20 protein-coding genes are annotated in these 24,648 nt (G+C 71.8%); 3 read left to right on the top strand and 17 right to left on the bottom strand.

Going from position 1 to position 24,648, the window contains the following annotated elements; all coding sequences use genetic code 11:
- Positions 1 to 130: 130 nt before the first annotated feature.
- The 13 genes from HUN58_RS15550 to HUN58_RS15490 all read right to left on the bottom strand — a co-directional run bounded on the left by HUN58_RS15550 (position 131) and on the right by HUN58_RS15490 (position 15,941).
- Complete coding sequence (locus HUN58_RS15550; RefSeq protein ID WP_180225149.1) at positions 131 to 1,441, bottom strand: FtsQ-type POTRA domain-containing protein; 1,311 nt, start codon at positions 1,439 to 1,441, stop codon at positions 131 to 133.
- On the bottom strand, positions 1,438 to 2,862 hold the full coding sequence (gene murC / locus HUN58_RS15545) for a UDP-N-acetylmuramate--L-alanine ligase (protein ID WP_180225148.1): 1,425 nt from the start codon (positions 2,860 to 2,862) through the stop codon (positions 1,438 to 1,440). The genes HUN58_RS15550 and murC overlap by 4 nt, the downstream gene beginning before the upstream one ends.
- Complete coding sequence (locus tag HUN58_RS15540) at positions 2,859 to 4,016, bottom strand: glycosyltransferase (protein ID WP_254631518.1); 1,158 nt, start codon at positions 4,014 to 4,016, stop codon at positions 2,859 to 2,861. Before HUN58_RS15540 ends, murC begins: the two co-directional genes overlap by 4 nt.
- Positions 4,013 to 5,203 (bottom strand): putative lipid II flippase FtsW, encoded by a 1,191-nt coding sequence (gene ftsW / locus HUN58_RS15535; RefSeq protein ID WP_254631517.1) that lies wholly within the window; start codon positions 5,201 to 5,203, stop codon positions 4,013 to 4,015. Before ftsW ends, HUN58_RS15540 begins: the two co-directional genes overlap by 4 nt.
- A 76-nt stretch (positions 5,204 to 5,279) precedes the next feature.
- Entirely contained in the window at positions 5,280 to 6,806 is a 1,527-nt protein-coding gene (murD, locus tag HUN58_RS15530) for a UDP-N-acetylmuramoyl-L-alanine--D-glutamate ligase (RefSeq protein WP_180225146.1), read from the bottom strand.
- A complete protein-coding gene (mraY, locus tag HUN58_RS15525; RefSeq protein WP_058742388.1) occupies positions 6,796 to 7,899 on the bottom strand; it encodes a phospho-N-acetylmuramoyl-pentapeptide-transferase in 1,104 nt (367 codons plus the stop codon). The genes murD and mraY overlap by 11 nt, the downstream gene beginning before the upstream one ends.
- Complete coding sequence (gene murF, locus HUN58_RS15520) at positions 7,896 to 9,374, bottom strand: UDP-N-acetylmuramoyl-tripeptide--D-alanyl-D-alanine ligase (RefSeq protein ID WP_141861140.1); 1,479 nt, start codon at positions 9,372 to 9,374, stop codon at positions 7,896 to 7,898. The genes mraY and murF overlap by 4 nt, the downstream gene beginning before the upstream one ends.
- Positions 9,371 to 10,999 (bottom strand): Mur ligase family protein, encoded by a 1,629-nt coding sequence (locus tag HUN58_RS15515; RefSeq protein ID WP_180225145.1) that lies wholly within the window; start codon positions 10,997 to 10,999, stop codon positions 9,371 to 9,373. The genes murF and HUN58_RS15515 overlap by 4 nt, the downstream gene beginning before the upstream one ends.
- Positions 11,000 to 11,013: 14 nt before the next feature.
- Positions 11,014 to 12,783: a penicillin-binding protein 2 gene (locus tag HUN58_RS15510; RefSeq protein WP_180225144.1), complete on the bottom strand. Its 1,770-nt coding sequence runs from the start codon at positions 12,781 to 12,783 to the stop codon at positions 11,014 to 11,016.
- A gap of 49 nt (positions 12,784 to 12,832) precedes the next feature.
- Positions 12,833 to 13,528 (bottom strand): hypothetical protein, encoded by a 696-nt coding sequence (locus HUN58_RS15505; protein WP_141861134.1) that lies wholly within the window; start codon positions 13,526 to 13,528, stop codon positions 12,833 to 12,835.
- Between the two features lies 1 nt (position 13,529).
- Positions 13,530 to 14,486 carry a 16S rRNA (cytosine(1402)-N(4))-methyltransferase RsmH gene (rsmH, locus tag HUN58_RS15500; protein WP_141863295.1) on the bottom strand — a complete coding sequence of 319 codons (957 nt, stop codon included), beginning with the start codon at positions 14,484 to 14,486 and terminating at the stop codon, positions 13,530 to 13,532.
- Positions 14,487 to 14,592: 106 nt separating this feature from the next.
- Complete coding sequence (gene mraZ, locus HUN58_RS15495) at positions 14,593 to 15,024, bottom strand: division/cell wall cluster transcriptional repressor MraZ (protein WP_058729729.1); 432 nt, start codon at positions 15,022 to 15,024, stop codon at positions 14,593 to 14,595.
- Between the two features lie 521 nt (positions 15,025 to 15,545).
- Positions 15,546 to 15,941 (bottom strand): DUF3040 domain-containing protein, encoded by a 396-nt coding sequence (locus HUN58_RS15490; RefSeq protein ID WP_180225143.1) that lies wholly within the window; start codon positions 15,939 to 15,941, stop codon positions 15,546 to 15,548.
- 129 nt (positions 15,942 to 16,070) lie between these two features.
- Here HUN58_RS15490 and HUN58_RS15485 point away from each other — a divergent pair, with 129 nt between their 5' ends.
- Positions 16,071 to 17,168: a polyprenyl synthetase family protein gene (locus HUN58_RS15485; RefSeq protein WP_310796266.1), complete on the top strand. Its 1,098-nt coding sequence runs from the start codon at positions 16,071 to 16,073 to the stop codon at positions 17,166 to 17,168.
- A gap of 72 nt (positions 17,169 to 17,240) precedes the next feature.
- Here the strand turns inward: HUN58_RS15485 and HUN58_RS15480 are convergent, their stop codons facing one another.
- Positions 17,241 to 17,606, bottom strand: coding sequence for an Rv2175c family DNA-binding protein (locus tag HUN58_RS15480; RefSeq protein ID WP_180225142.1), 366 nt, complete (start codon positions 17,604 to 17,606; stop codon positions 17,241 to 17,243).
- Positions 17,607 to 17,837: 231 nt separating this feature from the next.
- Here HUN58_RS15480 and HUN58_RS15475 point away from each other — a divergent pair, with 231 nt between their 5' ends.
- The gene (locus HUN58_RS15475; protein WP_180225141.1) at positions 17,838 to 19,070 is read left to right on the top strand and encodes a LysM peptidoglycan-binding domain-containing protein; all 1,233 of its coding nucleotides are present in this window, start codon (positions 17,838 to 17,840) and stop codon (positions 19,068 to 19,070) included.
- Between the two features lie 109 nt (positions 19,071 to 19,179).
- The gene (gene pknB / locus HUN58_RS15470; RefSeq protein ID WP_254631516.1) at positions 19,180 to 21,195 is read left to right on the top strand and encodes a Stk1 family PASTA domain-containing Ser/Thr kinase; all 2,016 of its coding nucleotides are present in this window, start codon (positions 19,180 to 19,182) and stop codon (positions 21,193 to 21,195) included.
- Positions 21,196 to 21,455: 260 nt separating this feature from the next.
- On the opposite strand, the gene HUN58_RS15465 is transcribed toward pknB, so the two are convergent.
- From HUN58_RS15465 to HUN58_RS15455, 3 genes are all read right to left on the bottom strand, one after another.
- Positions 21,456 to 22,799 carry a class II 3-deoxy-7-phosphoheptulonate synthase gene (locus tag HUN58_RS15465; protein ID WP_180226169.1) on the bottom strand — a complete coding sequence of 448 codons (1,344 nt, stop codon included), beginning with the start codon at positions 22,797 to 22,799 and terminating at the stop codon, positions 21,456 to 21,458.
- A gap of 116 nt (positions 22,800 to 22,915) precedes the next feature.
- Positions 22,916 to 23,641 (bottom strand): 1-acyl-sn-glycerol-3-phosphate acyltransferase, encoded by a 726-nt coding sequence (locus HUN58_RS15460; protein WP_058742399.1) that lies wholly within the window; start codon positions 23,639 to 23,641, stop codon positions 22,916 to 22,918.
- A gap of 30 nt (positions 23,642 to 23,671) precedes the next feature.
- A complete protein-coding gene (locus HUN58_RS15455) occupies positions 23,672 to 24,625 on the bottom strand; it encodes an ROK family protein (RefSeq protein WP_141861128.1) in 954 nt (317 codons plus the stop codon).
- Between the last annotated feature and the right edge of the window lie 23 nt (positions 24,626 to 24,648).

The raw sequence follows: 24,648 nt of genomic DNA, 5'->3' as shown, positions 1-24,648 counted from the left end.
AATGCTGGTAGATGTGGTGCTCCCGACGACGCTACGGGTGCGCTCCGCGCACTGTCGCCCCGCCACGCCGCGTGTCGCGCGATTCCGCCTCGACATCGCCGGTCGACCGACGCACCGCCCGGCCCCGCGGTCAGGACTTCGCGCGGACGATGCCGTTGTCCGGCGCCGACACGTCGTACTCGACGACCGAGCCGGGACTGCGGGCCTCGTGGTCCTTGACGAGCGCGGCGAGCAGGGCTGCCTTGGCGCTCGAGTCCTCGGGGCTCCCCCACACGACCGTCGACCCGCCCTGCAGGGTGAGCGTCACGTCGTCGGCGGTCGAGGCGGCGACGTCGGTGACCTGCGCCCGCACGGTCGACGGCAGCGCGAGGACGACCTCGGTCATCGTGCGGAACACCGGCGAGCCGAGCTTCGCACGGGCAACGTCGGCGAGCGGCATGCCGTCCGGACGCGAGGGCGAGGACTGCACGACGATGCCGGCGGGGTCCACGAGGTCGAACGCGTCGCCGGACTGCACCGCGACGACCGGCGTCCGCTCGGTGACGGTGACGACGAGCGTGTGCGGCGGCACCTCTTCCGTCACGTAGCTCTCGATGAGCGGGAAGCTCGCGATGTCGCGCTTCACCTCGTCGAAGTCGAGCCGCGCGAGCGGGGTGCCGACCTGGTCGGACAGCGCCTGCCGGAGCGCGGCGTCGTCGACCCGGTTCGTGCCCTTGACCTCGATGGTCTGCAGCGCCATGAGCGGCGAGTAGACCGCCACCAGGAGCGATGCGCCGAAGACCACGACCACCACGCCCGCGGTGATCCAGGCCGCTCGGCGGTGGCGGGCGCGACGGGTGAACCGTCGGACCTCGGCCCGCTCGAGCAGGCGCCGGCGCCGCTTCGCGACGCGCGCCTCACGCGCGGTCTCCGCAGCGCGGACACCGGCACCGATGGGCGCGTCGCCGTGGTCGTCCCGAGTGTCGTGGCCGTCCGCCTCCGGGTCGGTCGACCGGGAGGCACGGTGCACGTCGAGCACGTCGGTCACGGTCGCGACGTGGTCGCGCTCGGCGGTCCGACGCGACGCGCTCGGGTGCTCCTCGTCCGGTGAGTAGCCGCGGAGCTGCTCCGCCACCGACGAGAAGCCGGCGCCGAGCCGCCGTCCGGCGGCGCCCGCGAGCGCGCCCGCGCGCTCGCGGTTGGAGGGTGCGGCCGCGCGGTCGGTCACGCGGTCGTCGACAGGACCGGCCGTCTCGTCGTCCGTCACGGGCGCGTCGGCCGCGGGGCGTGCCTCCAGGCCGTCGTCCGGAGCACCCGCGTCGGCGACCGGGCGGGACGGACGGCGCGCCGACCAAGGAACAGGGCGCTGCCTGGGACCACGACGCTGCCGGGGAGCCGACGCGCCCTCGGCCGGACCGGCCGGCTCGTCCGGTCGGTCGTCGAAGCCCTCCGGCCGCTTCATCGCGCCGGGGTGTCCTCGTCCTGGCGCAGGGCGCCGAGCACCTGCGGGATGATGCGGTACACGTCGCCGCAGCTCAGGGTCATGATGATGTCGCCGTCGCGCGCGACGGCGGCCGCGCGGGCCGAGGCCTCGTCCCAGTCCGGCAGGAACTCGACGCGTGACTGGTCCGCGAAGCGCTCCTGGACCAGGGCGCCGGTGACGCCGGGCTCCGGGTCCTCGCGCGCGCCGTAGACGTCGAGCACGACCGTGTGGTCGGCGAGCTCCTCGTAGACCTTCGCGAAGTCGCCGGCCATCAGCCGGGTGCGCGAGTACAGGTGCGGCTGGTGGATCGCGATGATCCGGCCGTCGCCGACCACGTTGCGGGCCGCGCGGAGGGCGGCCGCGACCTCGGTCGGGTGGTGCGCGTAGTCGTCGTAGACCGACACGCCGCGCTCGACGCCGTGCAGCTCGAAACGGCGCTCGGTCCCGCCGAACGCCTCGATGCCCCGGATCGCGTCCGTCGGCTCGACGCCGAGCCCGGTGAGCACGGCGAAGGCGCCGACCGCGTTCACCGCGTTGTGGCGGCCCGGGACGCGCAGCGTCAGGTGGTGCGACGCACCGCCCGCGGTGAAGTCGACCTCGACGCTCGCGGCCTCGACGATGCGGTCGATCCGGACGTCGGCGTCGGCGGCCTCGCCGAAGGTGACGATCTCGGGCGCGTGCTCGCGTGCACGGACCCCCGCGGTGACGCGCTGCGCCCCGGCGTCGTCGCTCGACACGACGATGCGCTCGCTCGCCTTGCCGGCGAACTCGACGAACGCGTCGATGAACGCTTCCTCGCTGCCGTAGTGGTCGAGGTGGTCCGCGTCGACGTTCGTGATCAGCGCGACCGCGACGTCGTAGAGCAGGAATGAACCGTCGGACTCGTCGGCCTCGACCACGAACAGGTCGCTGCTGCCGGGGGCGGAGCTCGTGCCGAGGGACTGGATGACCCCGCCGTTGACGAAGCTCGGGTCCAGGCCGAGCTCGACCATCGCCGTGACGATCATGCCCGTGGAGGTGGTCTTGCCGTGGGCGCCGGCGACCGCGACGAGGCGGTGCTCGGCGATGAGCGCGGCGAGGGCCTGGGACCGGTGCAGGACCGGCAGACCACGGCGCTGCGCCTCGAGCAGCTCGGGGTTGTCCGGCCAGAGGGCGCTGGTCACGACGATCGTGTCCGCCGCGCCGACGTTCGCCGCGTCGTGGCCGATGTGCACCTCGGCACCGAGGTCGCGCATCGTGGCCGTGGTCGCGGTCTCGCGGGAGTCGCTGCCGGTCACGCGGTGCCCCGCGGCGAGGAACATGCGGGCGATGCCGCTCATGCCGGAGCCGCCGATGCCGACGAAGTGGACCGTGCCGAGGTCGTCCGGGATCGGCTGGGTCAGGTCCGGCTTGATGGTCATCGTTCCTCCGTGGTGCTGGTCGTGCGCTCGTCGGGCGGCGTCGCGACGCCGCGGCCGGTGCCGGCGGGCCGCATGGCGTCGCGGGATGTGCCGGCGTCGCGGACGAGCTCGGTCATCCGGTCGGCGCCGTCGCGGTGTCCGACGCTGCCGGCCCGGACAGCCATGTCCGCGATCCGGGCGCGGTCCTGCAGGATGCCGAGCAGGTGGAACGTCACCCACTGCTCGTCGAATTCCCCGTCCGCCACGAGCACCGCTCCCCCGGCGTCGACGACGTCCTTGGCGTTGTGCCGCTGCTCGCCGTTGCCGACCGGGTAGGGCACCAGGACGCTCGGCAGCCCGACGGCCGTGAGCTCGCACACCATGCCGGCGCCCGAGCGGGACACCACGAAGTCGGACGCCGCGTACGCCAGGTCCATCCGGTCGCAGTACGGCAGCACGTGGTAGCCGTCGAGGTCGCTCGGGCCGATGTCCGACTTGCCACCGACGACGTGCAGCACCTGCCACCCGGCGCCGACGATCGTCGCCGCCGCGCGGTTCACGGTGCGGTTGATGCTGCGTGCGCCCGAGGACCCGCCGGTCACGAGCAGCACCGGGCGGTCCGGGTCGAGCCCGAACTCGGCGAGGCCCTCGGCACGGGACACCCGGCGGTCGAGCGTCTCGATCTCGCGGCGGAGCGGCATGCCCACCACGCGGCCGTGCCGGAGTCGGGTGTTCGAGAAGGTCAGGCCGACGTGCTTCGTCAGGAACGCCGCGAGCCGGTTCGCGAGCCCGGGCTTGGCGTTCTGCTCGTGCACGACGATCGGGGTGCCGGTCCGCTTCGCGGCGATGTACGCCGGCGCGGCCGCGTAGCCCCCGACGCCGAGGACGACCTCGACGTCGTGCTCGCGGATGAGCTGCTCGGTCCGACGGACGGCGGCCAGGAAGCGGCCGGGGAACCGGAGTGCGGCGCCGTTCAGCTTCCGCGGGAACGGCAGGCGCGGGATCGTCAGCAGCTCGTAGCCGCGCATCGGCACGAGCCGGGCCTCGAGGCCCTCCGCCGTGCCGAGGACGAGGACACGGGCGTCCGGGTCACGCTCGGTCAGCCGGTCGGCGACCGCGAGCAGCGGGTTCACGTGCCCGGCGGTCCCGCCGCCGGCGAAGAGGTAGGTGCTCACCGGAGCCGTCCGTTCTGTCGTGCGGTGCCGCCCGCGCCGAAGGTCCTCGGGTCGAGGCCGGTGTCGGTGCGGCGGCCGGGGAGGTCGCGCGCGAAGGACAGCACGACGCCGATGGCGATGAGCGTCATGATGAGCGCGGACCCACCGGCGGAGATGAGTGGGAGGGGCACGCCGAGCACCGGCAGCAGCCCGAGCACGACGGCGATGTTGACGAGCGCCTGCCCGATGATCCAGGCCATGATCGCGCCGGTCACGGTCTTGACGAACGGGTCGTCCGACTGCCGGATCACCTTGATCATGCTCACCGCGAGGACGATGAACAGCGCCAGCACGACGACGGCGCCGACGAGCCCGAGCTCCTCGCCGATGATCGCGAAGATGTAGTCGTTGTCCGCCTCGGGCAGCCACGACCACTTCGCCTTGGAGTTGCCGAGCCCGACGCCGAACACGCCGCCGGACGCGAGCGCCCACATGCCGTGGACGGGCTGCCAGCAGAGGTCCTGGTACTGGTTCGAGTCGGTGCACCCGGACAGCCACGCACTGATGCGGACCTGGCGGGACGCCGAGGACATCGTGACGAACGGCAGCACGACCGCGATCGACCCGAGGATCACGAGCAGGTGCCGCGCCCGGGCACCGCCGATGTACAGCGCGCCGAGCACGAGGATGAGCATGATCATCGCCGTGCCCTGGTCGCCGCCGAGGAGCACCATGCCGAGCGGCAGCACCGTGGCGATTCCGACCGGGACGAAGATCTCCTTCCAGTCGTCGAGCTTGTCGCGCTTGACGTACATGATGGCGCCGATGCCGAGCGCGAGGGCGAGCTTGATCGCCTCGGACGGCTGCGCCGTGAAGGAGCCGAACCCGACCCAGTTCCGGTTGCCCTGCACCTCGATGCCGAGCGGTGTGTAGACGAGCAGCTGCAGCGCGAGGGCCGCGCCGAAGAAGCGCATCGCCCACTTCCGCCAGACCCGCGCCGGGATGCGGCTCGCGACGAGCATGAGCGGGACACCGAGGACGGCGTAGAGACCCTGGCGGGACGCGGCGCCGAAGAAGTCGTGCGTCTTGGCGTACTGCTCGACGCTCGAGGACGACAGCACCATCACGACGCCGAAGACGACCAGGAACAGCGTGACGCCGAGGATCGTGTAGAACGTGCTCGACTCGGCGACGAAGACGTTCTTCACCGCGACGACCGCGCCGTGCGGACGGCGGGGAGCAGTCCCGCTCGCGCCGCGTCCAGCGCTGCTGCCGGGACGCCCGCTACGGCTGCTCGGGAGATCCGTGGTCGCCATCGGCTGTGCCTCCCAGGTGCTCGTGGACCGCCGCCGCGAATCGTTGCCCCCGGTCCGCGTACGACCCGAACTGGTCGAACGACGCGGCGGCCGGGGCGAGGAGGACCGTGTCGCCCGGTCGTGCGACCGAGGCGGCATGCCGGACCGCCTCGGGCATGACCTGCTCAGTGTCCGTCGCCTCGACCTGGAGGACCGGGACCCCGGGCGCGTGTCGCGCGAATGCCTCGAGCACGGGCGTCCGGTCGGTGCCGATCACGACGACCGCGCGCACACCGGGACCGAAGCGCTCGACGAGACCGTCGACGTCGACGCCCTTGAACAGACCGCCGACGATCCACACCACGGTGTCGAAGGACGCCAGCGAGGCCGTCGCCGCGTGCGGGTTCGTGGCCTTGGAGTCGTCCACCCACGTGACGCCGTCGGCGGTCGCCACGTGCTCGGTGCGGTGGTGGTCGGCGCGGAAGCCCTGCACGGCGGCCCGGATGTGCGCGGGCTCGACCGAGGCGGCGCGGGCGAGGGCCGCCGCGGCCAGGACGTTCATCGTCATGTGCGGGCTCGCCAGTCCGGCCTGCTCCAGGTCGGCCAGGGTCGCGAGCTCGAGCGCGCTGTTCCGCCGGTCCTCGGTGAAGGCGCGGTCGCAGAGCACGTCGTCGACGATCCCGACGTCGCCGGGCGTCGGGACTCCCGGGGTGAAGCCGACGGCGCGGCAGCCCTCGACGACGTCGGCGCCCTCGACCATGCGCCGCGTGGCGTCGTCGGAGGTGTTGTAGACGCACGCCATCACCGAGCGCTCGTACACCTTGGCCTTGGCGGCGCGGTAGGCCTCGGCCGAGCCGTGCCACTCGAGGTGGTCGTCGGCGATGTTCAGGCACGCGCTGGCGAGCGGGACGACGGCGCCGTCGCCGGTGGTCGGCATGTAGTGCAGCTGGTGGCTCGACAGCTCGACCACGAGCACGTCGAAGCCCTCGGGGTCGCGGACCACGTCGAGCACCGGCACGCCGATGTTCCCGCAGGCGACCGCCCGGAGCCCGGCGGCGGCGAACATCGCCGTCGTCAGCTGCGTGGTGGTGGTCTTGCCGTTCGTGCCGGTGATGGTCACCCACGGCGCCGCGATCGGTCCGCGGACGACCTTGTCGCGCACGCGCCAGGCGAGCTCGACGTCGCCCCAGACGGTGCTGTGCTCGACGGCCCAGCGGACGGAGGCGTTGTGCGGCGGCAGACCGGGCGAGACGACGACCAGGTCCGGTGCCTGCTGCTCGAGCGCTGCGGGCACGGTGTCGAGCGCGGTGCGTTCGAACCCGGCGCCGATCACGTCGAGCAGCTCGACCGTGTCGGCGGGGCCGTCCGGCGCGTACACCGTGACGGCGCTGCCGAGCTCGACGAGGGTGTCGGCGACCGAGAACCCGGTGGCGCCGAGGCCGAGGACGGCGACCCGCAGCCCCTTCCAGCCCTCGGCGTACCAGCTGTCGAGTCCGTCCAGGCGTTCAGCCGACACGCGCGATCCACTCCAGGTAGAAGAGCCCGACCCCGGCCGCGACGCAAAGCCCCGCGATGATCCAGAACCGGACGACGACAGTCACCTCGGCCCACCCCTTCAACTCGAAGTGGTGGTGCAGCGGACTCATCCGGAAGATCCGCTTGCCGTGGGTGATCTTGAAGTACGCGCGCTGCAGGATGACCGACCCGGTGACGATGAAGAACAGGCCACCGATCAGGATCAGCAGGAGCTCGGTACGGCTGAGGATCGCGAGACCGGCCAGGGCACCGCCGAGGCCGAGCGAGCCGGTGTCGCCGAGGAAGATCTGCGCGGGCGACGTGTTGTACCAGAGGAAGCCGATCAGCCCACCGCACACGGCGGCCGCGACGACCGCGAGGTCGAGCGGGTCCGAGGTGCTGTAGCAGGCGTGCTCCGTCGAGGCGTCGAGCCGGACACCGCCGCAGATCTGGTTCGACTGCCAGAAGCCGATGATGACGTACGACCCGATCGCGAGGATGCTCGAACCGGTTGCCAGGCCGTCGAGCCCGTCGGCGACGTTCACGCCGTTCGAGGTGGACACCGTCAGCAGGACGATCCACGCCAGGAACAGCACGGTGCCGATCACGGTGCCGAGTGCCATGAAGTCGAGCCACGGCACGTCCCGGATCGCCGAGATCATCGTCGACGCCGGGGGCTTGCCGTTGCCGGTCGGCACCACGAGCGCGATCGTCGCGAACACGACGCCGACGATCACCTGCCCGAGGACCTTCGCCCAGCCGCCGAGCCCGAGGCTCCGCTGCCGCCGGACCTTGAGGAAGTCGTCGATGAAGCCGACGAAGCCGAGTCCGACCATGAGGAACAGCACGAGGAGGCCGGACAGCGTCACCGAGTCACGGCCGACGAGGTGTCCGACGAAGTACCCGAGCACCGCGCCGATGATGAGGACGATGCCGCCCATGGTCGCCGTGCCGCGCTTGGTGTGGTGCGACTGCGGACCGTCGTCGCGGATGAACTGTCCCCAGCCGAGGCGGTGGAACAGCTTGATGAAGAGCGGCGTGGTCAGCAATGTGAACACCAGCGCGACGGCGCCGGCGATCAGGAGTGCGATCATTCGGGGACACCTCCGAGGCGGTCGCCGAGGAATCGCAGTTCGGCGGACTTCGAGGACTTGACGAGGACGACGTCGCCGGGGCGGACCATCTCCTGCAGGGAGTGGACGGCGTCGTCGACGTCCTCGATGAACACGGACTCGCCGTCCCACGATCCCTCGAGGGTGGCGGCCTGGTGGATGGCCATCGCGCCACGGCCGACGACCACGAGCTGTCCGATGCCGAGACGGACGACGAGCCGGCCGATGCGGTCGTGCTCCTCCGTCGAGAACTCCCCGAGCTCGGCCATCTCGCCGAGCACGGCGACGGACCGCTCCCCTGGTCGCACGACCTGCGCGAGGGTGCGCAGCGCCGCGGCGGTCGAGTCCGGCGACGCGTTGTACGCGTCGTTGATCACGGTGACGCCCTCGGGGCCGCCCTGCAGGAGCTCCATGCGCCAGCGCTCGGCGCGCGTCATCGACGCGAGCGCCGCGGCGCCGTCCGCGAGCGGCACGCCCCACAGGTGGGCGACCGTGAGCGCGGCCGACGCGTTCATCGCGTGGTGCTCACCCAGGATGGCGAGCCGGACGTCGACCTGCTCCGTCCCGGCGGGACGGCTGTCGCCACCGCTCACGGGAGGCGCGGTGAGGGTGAAGCGTGTGCCGCTGCGGTCCGTCTCGATGCCGGTGATGCGGTAGTCGGCCGTCTCCGACGTGCCGAACCCGACGACGTGGGCGGCCGTGAGGCCGCGCATCGACGCGACGCGGTCGTCGTCGACGTTGAGGAGGGCCGTTGCGGTCGCGGGGAGGTCGGTGACCATCTCCGACTTCGCGCGCTGGGTGGCCTCGATCCCGCCGAACTCGCCGGCGTGCGCGAGTCCGACCTTGAGGACGACGCCGACGTCCGGCTCGGCGATCGAGACGAGCTTGGCGATGTGGCCCTTGCCGCTCGCGCCCATCTCGACGACCAGGAACCGGGTGTCGTGCGTGATCCCGAGCATCGAGATCGGGGCGCCGACGTGGTTGTTGAACGAGCCCTGCGGCGCGACCGTCTCGCCCTGGGTGGCGAGGATCGTGCGGAGCATGTTCTTCGTGCTCGTCTTGCCGTTCGACCCGGTGATGCCGACGACGCGCAGCGGTGCCGGGCGTCCGTCGGCGTCGACGCGGTCCGCGGTCGATGCCCGGACGCGGGCGACGACCTCGTGCGCGAGCGCGGCGAGGGCGGCGTACCCGTCGCCCACGACGACCTGCGCGGTTGCGGAGCCCTCGGGCAGGTCGACCACGCGCTCGGTGACGACGAGCGCCGCACCGGCCTCGGCGGCGGCCGGGACGAAGCGGTGGCCGTCGGTCTCCTCGCCGAGCAGGGCGAAGAACACGCTGCCGGGGCCGACGAGCCGCGAGTCCGTCTGCACGGACCCGTCGACGACCTGCTCCGGGGCACCGCTGACGAGCTCGCCGCCGATCGCGGCAGCGATCTCGGCGAGGGTCACGGCGATCATCGGATCTCCTCCGCCGGGCCGCTGTTCGGCTCCCATCCGGCCTCGCGGAGCGCCTGACGCGCTTCGTCGCGGGCCGAGTAGGGCGTGCGGACGCCCTGGATGTCGCGGTAGTCCTGGTGACCGGGACCGGCCCACAGGATCGAGTCGCCCTCGCCGACCAGGCCGACGGCCGTGCGGATCGCCGCCTCGGGCGGGCTGACCTCGTGGAGCTCGTGGTCGGGGAACGCCTCGCGCGCCGCGTCGACCAGCGTCTTCCGGATGCTCGCGGCGTCCTCGAAGCGCGGGTGGTGGTCGGTGATCACGAGGATGTCGCTCCCCGCGGCGGCGACGCGCGCCATGTCGCCGCGCTTCGTCGTGTCGCGGTCACCGTCGGCGCCGAACAGCATCAGGACGCGGCCAGGCGTGAACTGCCGGACGGCGGCGAGGGTGTTCTCGAAGGCGTCGGCGGAGTGACCGAAGTCGACGTAGACGCTCGGGCCGTGCGGCCCGGACACCCGCTCGGTGCGACCGGGCAGGTAGCACTCGATCGCGCTGACGCGGGGGCCGTCCTCGGTCTCGTCCGGGTAGCGGCGGTGCCCGGACTCGAGCGCCTGGGCGATCGCGCCGAGCTCGAAGCCGCCCTCGACGAGCATGACGATCGCGAGCGCCGCGTTCGCCGCCATGTGCCACCCGATGAGCGGCACACGCGTGGTGAGCTCGCGGCCCTCGGGACCGGTCAGGCGGAACTCGGTGTAGGCCGCGTGTGCGGCGGTGACGTCGACGTGCCACTCGGCCTCGACGTCGGGGTGCACCGTGATGGTCGTCACCGGGATGCGGGAGTCCTGCACCACACGGTGGCCCCAGTCCGTGTCCAGCGAGACGACGCCGCGACGGGCGTGCTCGGGCTGGAACAGCGGGAGCTTCGCCTGGTAGTACTCCTCCATGTCGGCGTAGTCGTCGAGGTGGTCGTGCGACAGGTTCGTGAAGCCGGCCACGTCGAAGACGATGCCGTCGACGCGGTGCCGGCTGAGGGCCTGGGCGCTGACCTCGACGGCCACGGCGCGCACCTCGGACTCGCGCATACGGGCGAGCAGGGCGTGCATCTCGCTGGCCTCCGGCGTGGTCAGCCGGCTCGTGACGCTGAGCGAGCCGATGTGGCGCTCCGCGGTCGAGCTCAGACCGGAGACCAGGCCGAGCTGCTTGAGGATGCCCTCGAGGATGTAGGACGTGCTCGTCTTGCCGTTCGTGCCGGTCGTCGCGAAGAGCTGCGGCAGGTCGGTGGCCTCGTCCGGGTGGGTGCGGTAGACCCACGCCGAGACGTCGCCGAGGGCCGCGCGCGGGTCCTCGACCACGAGCACCGGCAGCCCGGAGGGCTCTGCCAGGGCGGCGCCGTCGGTGTCGGTCAGGACGGCCACCGCGCCGCGCTCGGCGGCCTCGGCGGCGAACTGCGCACCGTGCCGGTTCGCTCCGTGCACGCCGACGAACAGGTCACCCGGCTGCACCTCGGCGGCGCTCAGGGTGACGCCCGTCGTCTCGACGGCGTCGACCGTCCCCACGACGCGCATGCCGAACGCGTTCGCGAGCTCGGCCACGCTCCTCGGGGTCGGGTGTTCGGGTCGGAGGACCGGGGGGATCCGTGCGGACAAGTGCTCCTTCTTCCTCACCACGTGGACGGGTACAGCTGCGCCTCGGACGTGGAGGGGGCTACTCGGTACTTCTCGAGCACCTGGGACATGAGTGTGCGGAACGCCGGAGCCGCTCCGCTGGACCACTTGTTGGTCTGCGGCTTCGTGAACGTCACCGTGACAACATACTGGGGGTCCTCGGCGGGTGCCATTCCGGCCACCGAGGTGATGCGCTGACCGCCGTAGCCCTTGGACCCCTCGGCTACCTCGGCGGTACCGGTCTTCGCGGCCACGTTGTAGCCGGAGATCGGCTTCATGCCGACGAGCGTGCCGCCCGTGACGACGCTCTGCAGCATCTTCACCGTCTGCTGCGCGGCCGCCGGCGAGACGACCTGCGTCCCCTGCACGTCGGGCGCGTCGATCATCTTGCCGTCGGCCGTCTGGCAGCCCTTGACCATGTGCAGCGGGATCCGGACGCCGTTGTTCGCCAGGGTCTGGAAGACGCTCGCGACCTGGATCGCGGTCGTGGAGATGCCCTGGCCGAACATCGAGTTGATGTTCGTCTGGCTGCTCCAGTCCGGCGTGGCGCCGTACTGCATGGACGGCTGGCCCGGGTACTGGATCGCCGACTCCGGTTCGAACAGGCCGAACTTCTTCATGTACTCGTAGCGCTGCTGCTGCGTCAGGCGTTCACCGAGCTCGGTGATGCCGACGTTCGACGAGTTCTGCAGGATGCCGGTCAGCGTCAGGTTCTCGGTGGGGTGGAACTCCGAGTCCTGGATCCGTCCGCCCCACGGGAACGAGCGGGAGTACGGCACCACGGCGCGGTCGGTCGGGCTCGACTCGCCCTCGTTGATGAGCGCGGCGGCGATCGCGGCCTTGATGGTCGAGCCGGGCTCGTACGTCGCGGTCAGGGCGCGGGAGCCGTAGGCACCGGTGTCCTTCGTCGCGTCGACGTCGTTCGGGTCCACCGTCGGGTAGTCCGCGACCGCGAGGAGCTCGCCGGTCTTCGCGTTCGTCACCGTGGCGGTCGCCGACTCGGCCTGCAGCTCCTTTGCCGCGGATGCGATGGTCTGCTGCGCCATGTACTGCAGGTCGCTGTCGATCGTGGTCTGCAGCGTGCCGCCGTCCTTGGCCTGCTGCTTCGTCACCGTGCTGCCAGGGAGCTGGACGCCGTCCTCGCCGCGCTCGTACGTCTCCGAGCCGTTCGTGCCCGCGAGGCACTTGTTGTAGGAGTACTCGAGCCCGGCTTGGGCACCGTCGGTTCCCATGAAGCCGGTCAGGGCACCGGCGGTCGCACCGGTCGGGTAGATCCGCGCGGACTGCTGCTCCGGGTAGAGCCACGGCACCTCGAGGTCGCGGACGGCCTCGTAGTGCTTCACGTCGAGACCCTTGACCAGGTACGCGAAGTCCGACTTCGGGTTCGCCGCGATGTTCTTCTGCATCGTGGCGACGTCCCCGCCGGACGCCTTCGCGATCGCCTGGAGAGCGTCGTCGACCGACACGTCCTTCACGCGCGTGCCGCCGAGCTTGCCCTTGAAGGGTGCGACCAGGCGCGGGGCCGTCGTGATGTTGTAGCGGTTCACACTGTCCGCGAGCTCGACGCCGTTGCGGTCGACGATGTCACCGCGGGTGCCGTAGATCGTGACCGGGATGCTGCGCTTGGCCTTCGACTGTTCGTTGAGCTCGGCGGCCTGCACGACCTGGATGTCCACGAGACGGATCACGAAGACCGCCACGAGGGCGATCACCGCCATCATCACGATGCCGTAGCGCAGTCGGCGGTTGCGGATCGTCTTCGTCACGCGGTGCGGTCCTTCCCGGATGGTGCGGCAGGGTGTCCCGACCCGCAGGTCACCGGGTGGCGGGGGCCTGGAGCTGGTTCGGGTCGGACTCTACGTCGGGGGTGGAGGATGCCCCGGCCGACGCGCTGGACCCTGTGGTCTTCCCAGCGTCGCCGGTCGACGGTGCGCTCGTCGAGGACGCGTCCGTCGAGGGTGCGCTCGTCGCCGATGCGTCGGCTGCGCCGCCCGTCTCCTTGCTGGCGGCCGTGTCGCCGGACTTCGCGGCGAGCGGCACCTGGTCGAGCAGGGCGTTCGGGACCTGGTTGTCGCTGCTCGCCGTCGCCTCGTCCGGGGCGGCGGGCGTCGGCGTGCCGAACACCTGCCCGGTCTTCGGGTCGAGGTACACCGGCGTCGAGTTCGCGATCATCCCGAGCGACTGCGCGTTCCTGGCGAGGTTCTGCGGGGAGTCGAGCACCCGGAGCTCCTCGGACAGCGACTGCTGCGTCCGGGAGAGCGCGGTCTGCTCGGCCCCGAGCGAGCTGAGCGTGTACGCGCCCTGGCTCAGGACCATGCTGATCCCGAGCTGCGCGAGCAGCAGCACGCCGAGCGCCGCGACCGCCACCACCGCGTAGGCGATGCGGGGCCGGGCCCGTCGCTGCGCCTTGGTCGGGGCGACCTCGACGAGCTCGGGACGCTCGTGACGGGAGCCGCGGGGCGCACGGGGCGGGGCGACGGCAGGGTCGACGAGTGCGAGGTTCGTGCTCATGTCACTTCCGGATCCGCTGGGCCGCGCGCAGGCGCACGGGGATGGCTCGGGGGTTGGCGGCGCGTTCGGTCTCGTCGGCCAGTTCCGCGCCCTTGACGACGAGGGAGAAGGTGGGGGCGTGCTCGGGCAGCTCGACCGGCAGGCCGGCGGGCGCGCTCGAGGTGGTGCGCTCGGCGAGGGCCCGCTTGACGAGCCGGTCCTCGAGGGACTGGTACGACTCGACGACGATCCGGCCGCCGACCGCGACGGCGTCGAGCGCCGCCGGGATCGCCCGCTCGAGGACCGCCAGTTCGGCGTTGACCTCGATCCGGAGCGCTTGGAACACCCGCTTGGCCGGGTGCCCCTGCCGCTGCACGGCGACCGGGGTCGCGTCGTGCAGGACCTGGACGAGGTCGCCGGACATCTCGAACGGGCGCTCGGCCCGCCGCGCGACGATCGCCCGGGCGTAGCGGCCGGCGAGCTTCTCCTCGCCGTAGCGCTGGAAGATCCGGCGCAGCTCGCCCTCGTCGTAGGTGGCCAGGACGTCGGCGGCGGTCTGCCCCTCGGTCCGGTCCATGCGCATGTCGAGCGGCGCGTCCTGGCTGTACGCGAAGCCGCGCTCGGCCCGGTCGAGCTGCAGCGAGGAGACGCCGAGGTCGAACAGCACGCCGTCCACCGCGTCGAAGCCCTCGCCCGCGATCGCGTCGGCGATCCCGTCGTAGACCGTGTGCACCAGGCGGACACGGTCACCGAAGCGGGCGAGCCGCTCCCCCGCGATGCCGAGTGCGTCGGTGTCCCGGTCCAGCCCGATGAGCGTCAGGTCCGGGAAGCGCTCGAGCAGGCCCTCGGAGTGGCCGCCCATGCCGAGCGTGGCGTCGACGACGACCTTGCCCGGGCCGTCGAGGGCGGGCACGAACAGCTCGACGATGCGGTCGAGCATCACCGGCGTGTGCGGGAACTTCGGCTGGTCGTCGGCCATGTGCAGCCCTCGGACTCCTGGGCCACGGACCCGGATCCCCATCCATGCGACCTGACACCGGGGAAGGTGTGTCAGGGCACCACGGCTGGGAGTCCCGATCCGCGGATCAGAAGATCCCCGGGATCACCTCCTCGTCGTTGTCGGCGAAGCCCTCTTCGACCTCGGCGTAGTAGGCCTCCCACGCGGGGGTCGACCAGATCTCGGCACGGTCACCGCTGCCGATGACCGTGAGGTCCCGCTCGAGCCCCGCGTACTCGCGGAGGTTCTGCGGGATCGTCACGCGGTTCTGCTTGTCCGGGGTCTCCGCGCTCGCTCCGGAGAGGAACAGGCGCATGTAGTCCCGGGTGCGCTTCGAGGTCATCGGCGCCGTGCGGATCCGCTCGTGCAGCTGCTCGAACGTGTCCGCGCTGAAGACCACGACGCAGCGCTCCTGCCCACGGGTCATCACGAGCCCGCCGGACAGTTCGTCCCGGAACTTGGCGGGGAGGATCACGCGACCCTTCTCGTCGAGCTTCGGGGCATGGGTACCGAGCAGCACGTCGGGGCCTCCCCTCCGCTCCACCGGACCGTTGTGTTCCCCACTTTACTCCACTTCGCTCCCCGCGAACCGGTTGCGGCCCCACGAATTCCCCGGATGCCCCGGAATGGGGGCGTCCAGACCCAGATCGGCGAACTGCGCGGTGGACCACATCCCCGGAATTACGGCGATCCGGGCGCGGCTCGGCGCCGTGGAGGAAAGTGGAGGACTTTCAGAGGGTCGTGGCGGTCCGAGGGCGCGCCGGACGGGAGGATCGTGGCGGTGCCGCCACGATCCTCCCGTCAGCCCTCCCCCCACCTGGCGCGCGATCCTCCCCATCGCAGGTGACCTGGGATGCCGATCAGCGCGTGGGATGCCGGAAGGAACGGCATCCGATGCGCGGTTCGGCTTCCCATGCGCGGATCGACCTCCGACGCGCAGATCGGCAACAGTCGCGCCCGACCCGATCGCTCCCCCACGCACGACGACGGGGCCGGTCCCGAAGGACCGGCCCCGTCGTGGTGGAGGCGTGTGGAGGGCTGCTACTGCTGCCCGTGGTCGTTGCGCTTGTCCCAGCGCTCGTTCATGCGGTCCATGAACGAGCCACCGGACGAGGACGGCCGCGTGGGCTTCGAGGAGCCGCCGGAACGAGGCACCTTCGCCCCAGACTTCGGCATCCGCATGCCCGGCCGCAGCGCCCACAGGACGCCGGCGAGCATGACGACGAACCCGGGCAGACCGAGCCACGGCTGCTTGAAGGCGAGTGCGAGGACGACGATCGCGACGCCGACCAGCGCAGCGAGGACGCCCAGCGTGATGGACGTGTAACTCGGACGACCCTGACGGCGCGTGACCCGCGCCACGAAGTCGGAGTCGTTCTGGTAGAGGCTGCGCTCCATTTCTTCGAGGAGTCGCTGCTCTTGCTCCGAGAGTGGCATCTCGTTTCCCTCTGTTCCTGGGGATGCTGTTGCCTGGCGGCATCGGGTGTCGTCGTCGCCAGAAGTGGACCGATTCTATGTCTCGACCGCTCCACTAGGGTAGGGACCGTGGCTGAGAGTACGCGATTAGTGGACCTCGTTTCGGCGCGGATCGACCGGGCGCTCGACGAGCAGCGGGAGCGGCTCCTCGCCATCAGTCCCGACCTCGAGCAGTTCGACCGGTACGCCCGCGACCTGCTGTCCGGCGGGAAGCGCTTCCGGGCGCTGTTCTGCTACTGGGGATGGCAGTCCGTGGCGGGGCGGTCCGGCTCGTTCGACCCCCTGGCCGAGGGCTCCCGGCAGACCACGGCCGAGGCCGTCGTCACGGTCGCCGCCGCGCTCGAGGTCTTCCACGCGGCCGCCCTCGTGCACGACGACATCATGGACCGCTCGGACACCCGTCGCGGGCGTCCCGCCGCGCACCGCCGCTTCGAGTCCCAGCACGCGGAGTCCGGGTGGGCCGGCGACCGCGCGCTGTACGGCACGAACTCCGCGCTGCTCCTCGGCGACCTGCTGCTGTCGCTCAGCGACTCGGTCTTCGACGAGGGCCTCGCACTGCTCGACCCGGCGCGCGCCCGCATCGTGCGCCAGGAGTTCCACACCATGCGACTCGACGTCACCGCGGGGCAGTACCTCGACGTGCACGAGGAGACCGCCTGGCCGACGATCGACGAGTCCGAGCACCTCGTGCGGGCGCAGCGCGTCATCGTCTTCAAGTCGGCGAAGTACTCGATCGAGGCGCCGCTCGTGATCGGCGCCCTCGTGGCCGGTGCCACCGAGGCGCAGCTCGAGGGCCTGCGGTCCTTCGGCCTGCCGCTCGGCGTGGCCTACCAGCTACGCGACGACCTGCTCGGGGTGTTCGGCGACCCCGAGGTCACCGGGAAGCCGGCCGGCGACGACCTCCGCGAGGGCAAGCGCACCGTCCTCATCGCCTCGGCGCGGAAGACACTGGGGGCCGGTCCGCGCCAACTGCTCGACGAGCTCCTCGGCGACCCGGACCTCGACGAGGCCCAGGTGCAGATGCTCCGCGCGACGCTCACCGAGTCCGGCGCGGTCGCGGCCGTGGAGCGCTCGATCGAACGGCACGTGCAGCGCGCGAAGGCCGCGCTCGACGCCGCGCCGCTCACACCGTCAGCGCGCGACCAGCTGGTCGCGCTGGCCGACACCGTGAGCCGCCGCGTCGCGTAGACGGGGACGACGAGACGGACGGGAGGATCGTGGCGGCGCCGCCACGATCCTCCCGTCCGAGCAGTGGTGGGTCTAGAGCAGTGACTGGGCCACGCGGCGCACCTCGGCCTTGCGGCCGGCGCGCAGCGCCGCGATCGGCGAGGTGCCGAGCGCGGGGTCCTCGCTGAGCATCCAGCGCACGGCCTCGTCGTCAGAGAACCCGTTGTCACCGAGGACGATGAGGGTGCCGCGGAGTTCGGGCAGGGGCTCGTCACCGTCGAGGAACTCGCTCGGGACGCGGAGCACGCCGCCGACCCGTGCCGGCAGCAGGGTCTTCTGCTCGAAGAGCCGGTGGATGCGCCCCGGGGTCACGCCGAAGCGTTCCACGAGGTCGGGCACCGTCAGCCAGCGCTCGGAGAGGGTCGTGTCGTCGGTGGGTGCAGCGCTCACGCGCCCCATGTTGCCAGAGTGTCCGGCCACCTCGGCGCGTCCCGTTCGTCACACGAGTCACACACACCACATCCGACTCTCTGGTTGACTTGGGAATCAGCCCATGCCAGCGTTGAGTCACCTGTGAGTGCTCGCACGCGCGCGCACGGCCCCGAGATCAGGCCCCGAGATCAGGAGAGTCCCGTGGACAACGCTGCAGACGAAGGCGCCCGGCGCGCACGATCCGCCCGGTTCGCCACCATGCCCATCGTCCTCGCGGGGACGATCGCCGTGACCGCCGGCCTGACGGGCCCGATCGCGCACGCCGAGCCCCGGCACGACGACGACGCCGCGAAGAAGCGGCACGTCGACCAGGACCGCAACGTCGGCGACCGCCCGGTGTTCGGCACGGCCGTCGCCCGCCCGGCGGAGACCACGGTGACCACGGTGGCCGCCGTGCAGCGCACCCCCACGTCCGCTGCGCCCACGAACTACACCGTGCAGCAAGGCGACACCGTCTCGGGCATCGCCGCCCGCTACGGCCTCTCCGCGCAGGAGGTCCTGGTGCGGAACGGCCTCGGCTGGAACACGATCATCCACCCGGGACAGACCCTGCACCTGACCTCCCAGCCGGCGTCTGCCCCGGTCGCCGCGTCGTCGTCGCACGCGTCGTCGTCGAGCACCGCGACCGGGAGCTACCACGTCAAGCAGGGCGACACCGTGTCGGGCATCGCGGCGCGGGTCGGCGTGTCGACCTCGGCACTCCTCGGCGCCAACAACCTGTCGCAGCGCTCGGTGATCTACCCCGGGCAGACGCTCACGGTCCCCCGCGCCGGGACCCCGGCGCCCGCTCCTGCCCCGGCCGCGAAGCCCGCCGCGACGACCTCGACCGCGTCGGCCCGCTCGAACAGCGTGAAGATCGTCGCCGGGGACACCATCGCGGCGATCGCCGTCAAGCACGGCGTGTCCGTCAAGGCGCTGCTGGCGGCGAACGGCCTCAGCTACACGAGCACCATCTACGCGGGGAAGACGCTCGTGATCCCCGGCTCCGGGGCCGTCGCGACGACGACCTCGTCCCGGCCGTCGAGTGTCAACGGTGTCTCGCTCTCCGCCGAGCAGCGCGCCAACGCGGCCACGATCGTCTCCGTCGGCCGCACCATGGGCGTGCCGGACCGCGGCATCGTCATCGCCCTCGCCGCCGCACTGCAGGAGTCGAGTCTCCGCAACCTGTCGCACGGCGACCGCGACTCGGTGGGGCTGTTCCAGCAGCGGCCGAGCCAGGGCTGGGGCGACAAGGCGACGCTGCAGGACCCGTCCGCCGCGACGAAGCTCTTCTTCCGCGGCAACCCCGGCAAGACGCGCGGGCTGCTGTCCGTCCCCGGGTGGTCGTCGATGCAGCTGACCGACGCTGCGCAGGCCGTGCAGGTGTCCGCGTACCCGGGCGAGTACGCCAAGTGGGAGCAGACCGCCTCAGCGCTGCTCGCCTCGTTCTGACGTCCGGCCTGTCCGGGCGACCGAGCCGACTCATCCTCGAGATCGAGATTGGGTCACGACCGGTGCGTCAGTGCGGGACCGGCCAGCGCCGCTTCGTAGAATGCCGCCGATGACCACGAACGCCGCCACGGACCCGATGATCGGTCGCATGATCGACCAGCGGTACCGCGTGCGCTCCCGCATCGCGCGCGGGGGCATGGCGACCGTGTACCTCGCGACCGACGTCCGGCTCGAGCGCCGGGTCGCGATCAAGATCATGCACGGGCACCTGGCCGACGACCAGGCCTTCCGGGAGCGCTTCATCCAGGAGGCCCGGAGCGCCGCCCGGCTGTCGCACCCGAACCTGGTCGGCGTGTACGACCAGGGCGCCGAGGACGACACGGCGTACATCGTGATGGAGTACATCCCGGGCATCACGCTGCGGGACCTGCTGCAGGAGCACCACGCGCTGACCCCGGAGCAGGCGACGGACATCCTCCGCGCCGTGCTCGCCGGCCTGGCCTCGGCCCACCGCGCCGGGATCGTGCACCGCGACCTCAAGCCCGAGAACGTCCTGCTCGCCGACGACGGCCGGATCAAGCTCGGCGACTTCGGGCTCGCCCGTGCCACGACCGCGAACACCGCGACCGGTGCCGCCCTGCTCGGGACGATCGCGTACCTGTCCCCCGAGCTCGTCACGCGCGGCGCGGCGGACTCCCGGAGCGACATCTACGCGCTCGGCATCATGCTCTACGAGATGCTCACCGGCGAGCAGCCGTACAAGGGCGACCAGCCGATGCAGATCGCGTACCAGCACGCGAACGACACCGTGCCCGCGCCGAGCGCCGCCGTTCCCGGGGTCCCGCCGGAGCTCGACGACCTCGTCGCCTGGGCCACGGCCCGCGACCCCGAGGACCGCCCCCGCGACGCGCGCGAGCTGCTCGACCACATGTCGGGCAACCAGCAGCGCGCCACGGGGCAGTACCGCACGGCTGTCCTGCGCCCCGAGAACGCGACCGCGATCCTCCCTGCCGGTGGCGCCTCGCCGGACTCGGCACCGGACACCGACGACCCGACGACCGTGCTCGACCGGACGCCGGCGGACACGCGCTCCCCGGTCCGCCGGGGCGCACCGGGCCCGCGACGCACCGGATCCCAGCCGGGCGTCCTCTCCCCCGCCGGGCAGCGCCTGGCGGATCTGTCGGCACGGCGCCGGAAGCGCGGCTGGATCGCCCTGGCGATCGTGCTCGTGCTCGTCCTGGCCGCCGGGGTCGTCGGCTGGGCGTTCGGACCCGGACCGTGGGGCAACGTCCGGATCCCCGAGGTCACGGGCAAGTCCGTCTCCCAGGCCCGGCAGCTGCTCGAGGCCCAGGGGCTCCAGACCGCCCGCGCGACGGCGACCCGCTTCGACGCGGTCGTCGCGAAGGGACAGGTCTCCACGACGAAGCCCGCCGCCGACCGCGAGGTCCGGAAGGGCACGGCCGTCCAGATCGTCGTGTCGGACGGACCGCGGCTGATCACCCTGCCCGCGATCGTCGGCCAGCCGGTGTCGACCGTGACGGCCGCGCTCGACGACGACTTCCAGCTGCAGGACGACCAGTACGAGTTCTCGGCCGACGCGCCGAAGGACACCGTCATCGCGGCGACCGGCGTCGGGACCGACGGTGCGACCGTCGACCTCGCGCAGGTGCAGCAGTACGGCGAACGCGGTCCGGTGACCCTCACGGTGTCGCTCGGCCCGGTGCCGGACGTCGCCGGCAAGTCCGTCGCCGACGCCACCGCCGCCCTCGACGCCGTCGGGCTGACCGTGGGCACGCAGTCCGCACAGTTCTCGGACGACGTCCCGAGCGGCCAGGTCATCTCGCAGTCGGTGCAGGACGACCCCGCGAAGCAGGGCTCGGCGGTCGACCTCGTCGTGTCGAAGGGTCCGGCGCCGATCGCGCTGCCGGACGTCGCGGGCAAGACGGTGCGCGACGCCACGAGCACGCTCGAGGCCCTCGGGCTCCAGGTGAAGGTGCCGGACTGCACGAACATCCTGTGCCGCATCTCGGACTGGAGGTCGGTCCTGCCCGTGACCTCCACGGACCCGCCGGCCAAGTCGACGGTGCACCGCGGCGACACGATCACCCTCGCCTACGACGACTGAGCCCGTCCCGCCCGCCGCAGGCCGTTTCGCGCGTCGGAGGCCGATCCGCGCGTCGAAGGGCGTTCCGCGCGTCGGAGACCGATCCGCGCGTAGAACGTCGTTCCTTCCGCCCTCCGACGCGCGGATCGTCCTCCCATCACACCCGCGATGGGTAGGAACGTCGCGCGCCGTCCCGAGGCGACCAGGCGACGGACGGGAGGCGCGATGCCAGCTGGCACCGCGCCTCCCGTCCGTCAGCCCGTCCCGCGGGCCGCTCGTGGCTACGCCCGCTGGTACGGGTGCGCGCTGAGCTCCTCGGCGACGAGGAACGCGAGCTCGAGCGACTGCATGTGGTTCAGGCGCGGGTCGCACAGCGACTCGTAGCGGGTGGCCAGGGTCGCCTCGTCGATCTGCTCCGACCCGCCGAGGCACTCCGTGACGTCGTCACCGGTGAGCTCGACGTGCATGCCGCCGGGGTACGTGCCGACCTGCCGGTGCGCCTCGAAGAAGCCGAGGACCTCGTCCACGACGTCGTCGAAGCGGCGGGTCTTGTAGCCCGTGGGCGTGGTCAGGCCGTTGCCGTGCATCGGGTCGGTGACCCAGAGCGGCTTCGCGTCCACGCCCTTGATCGCCTCGAGGAGCTTCGGGAGCTCGTCGCGGATCTTGCCGGCGCCCATGCGGGTGATGAACGTGAGCCGGCCGGGCTCGCGCTCCGGGTCCAGCTTGTCGACCAGGGCACGCATGTCGTCGACCGAGGTCGTCGGGCCGAGCTTCACGCCGATCGGGTTCCGCACCCGCGACAGGAAGTCGACGTGCGCGCCGTCGATGTCGCGCGTGCGCTCCCCGATCCAGATGAAGTGGCCGGAGGTGTCGTACGCCTGCCCGGAGCGGGAGTCGATCCGGGTCATCGGGCGCTCGTAGTCCATGAGCAGGCCCTCGTGCGAGGCGTAGAACTCGGTGTGCTTGAGCGCCTCGAAGTCGGCACCGCAGGCGTCCATGAAGCGGACCGCGCGGTCGATCTCCTGCGCCATGTGCTCGTACCGGGCGTTCGCCGGGTTCGACGCGAAGCCCTTGTTCCACGAGTGCACCTGGCGGAGGTCCGCGAACCCGCCCTGCGTGAAGGCGCGCACGAGGTTCAGCGTGGAGGCGGCCGTGTGGTACCCCTGCACGAGGCGCCGCGGGTCGGCCTGGCGGCTCTCCGGCGTGAAGTCGTACCCGTTGACGATGTCGCCGCGGTAGGCCGGCAGCGTGACGTCGCCGCGCGTCTCGAAGTCGCTCGAGCGCGGCTTGGCGAACTGCCCCGCCATGCGACCCATCTTGATGATCGGCATCGAGGCGCCGTAGGTCAGGACGACAGCCATCTGCAGGATCGTCTTGACGCGGTCGCGGATGGAGTCGGCGGTCGCGCCGGCGAAGGTCTCGGCGCAGTCACCGCCCTGGAGCAGGAACGCGCGGCCCGAGGCGGCTGCAGCGAGCCGGTCGCGGAGCTTGTCGACCTCGCCTGCGAACACGAGCGGGGGCAGCGTGGCGATCTCGGCCGAGGCGGCCTCGGCTGCGGCGGTGTCCGGCCAGGTCGGCTGCTGCTTGATCGGGAGCGTCCGCCAGTGGTCGAGGCCCTCGATCACGTCCGGATCCTGCAGGGCGACGAAGTCGGTCGACTCGAGCACGGTGGTACCTCGGGGGTTCTGGGGCGTACCGCCTGCGGCGCAGGCGCACCGGCGGGCGCCGGAGTCCTCAGATCCTACCGTCCGGGTGCCGCTGCCCGGTCCTTCATGACCTGCTCGCGGGCGCTGCTCGCGCGCTCCTTGACGCTCGTCGCGTAGACGTCGACGTACTCCTGCCGGCTCAGCCCGGCGAGCTCGTGCATGACCTCGTCCGTGACGCTCCGGAGGATGAAGCGGTCGGTCTCGAAGCCCTCGAAACGCGAGAAGTCGAGCGGCTTGCCGAAGACGACGCCGACCCGCTTGAACTTCGGGAACTTCTGGCCGATCTGCTGCACCTCGCGCGTGCCGATCATCGCGACCGGCACGACGGTGACGCGGCCCTCGAGGATCATCCGGGCGATGCCGGTGCGGCCGCGGTAGAGCTTGCCGTCGGGGCTGCGCGTGCCCTCGGGGTAGATGCCGAGTTGCTCCCCGCGGGCGAGGACCTGGAGCCCGGTGCGGAGCGACGCCTCGGACGCCTTGCCGCCGGAACGGTCGATCGGGAGCTGGCCGATGGCGTTGAAGAACGTCTTCGTCGCCCAGCCCTTGAGCCCCCGGCCGGTGAAGTAGTCGCTCTTCGCGAGGAACGACATCCGGCGGTCGAGGACGGCGGGCAGGATCACCGAGTCGATGAACGAGATGTGGTTCGAGGCGAAGATCACCGGCCCCTTCGCGGGGACGTGCTCGCGCCCGATGACCCACGGTCGGAACAGGGTGAGGATGAGCGGGCCGAGCAGGAAGTTCTTCAGCAGCCAGTAGGTCATCGTCGACTCCAGTCGTTCGCCGAGGCGACCCTACGCCGTGCGGGCGTGGATCCGGGCGAGGTCCGCGGCACCGACGACGCCGGCGTCGTTCACGAGCTCGGCGATGACGAAGTCGGGCTCCGGGTGGTAGCCGCGCGCCGGCAGGTTGCTCAGGTAGGCCTGCTTGATCGGCTCGAGCAGTCGGTCCCCCGCGCTCGCGACACCGCCGCCGAACACGAAGAGCTGCGGGTCGAGCACGGCGGAGAGCGACGCGCAGGCCTCGCCGAGGTGGCGGCCGAGCCGGCGCAGGGCCGCGAGGGCGCCCGGGTCGTCCGCCAGGATCAGGTCGCCGACGATCCCGCCGTCGAGCTGACCACCGTTCTGCTCGCGGGCGTCGGCCAGGGCGGAACCGATGCCGCCGGCGTCCGCGACGTCGTTCGCCATGCGCTGCAGGGCACGACCGGAGCCGTACTGCTCGATGCAGCCGCGGGCACCGCAGCCGCACGGCAGCCCGTTCGGGACGATGCGCAGGTGCCCGATCTCGCCGCCGGTGCCGAAGCCGCCGCGGAACAGGCGGTCCTCGGTCACGATCGCGCCGCCGACCCCGGTGCCGATGGTCAGCATGGTCATGTCCGACACGAGCCGGCCGGCACCGAAGCGGAACTCCGCCCAGCCGGCGGCGTTCGCGTCGTTGTCGACCGTGATGTGCAGGTCGCCGAGCCGCTCCTGGAGCTTCTGCCGCAGGGGTTCGTTCCGCCACCGGATGTTCGGCGTGTAGTAGACGATCGACTGCGAGGCGTCGATGAAGCCAGGGGCCGCGACGCCCACCGCGCCGACCTCGTGGGCCGCCCGGAGTCGCGACACCATGGTCACGACGTCGTCGAGCATGGCGTCCGGGTCCGCCGCGTTGGTGGCCACGCGGTCCTCGGCGACGATCTCGCCGAGTTCCGTCACGACCGCTCCCGCGATCTTGGTGCCCCCGATGTCGATTCCGATGGCATGCACGAGCATCGACCCTACCGTCTCCC

Source organism: Curtobacterium sp. Csp1, from assembly GCF_013347185.1.
This window is presented reverse-complemented; position numbering and strand designations above follow the sequence as displayed.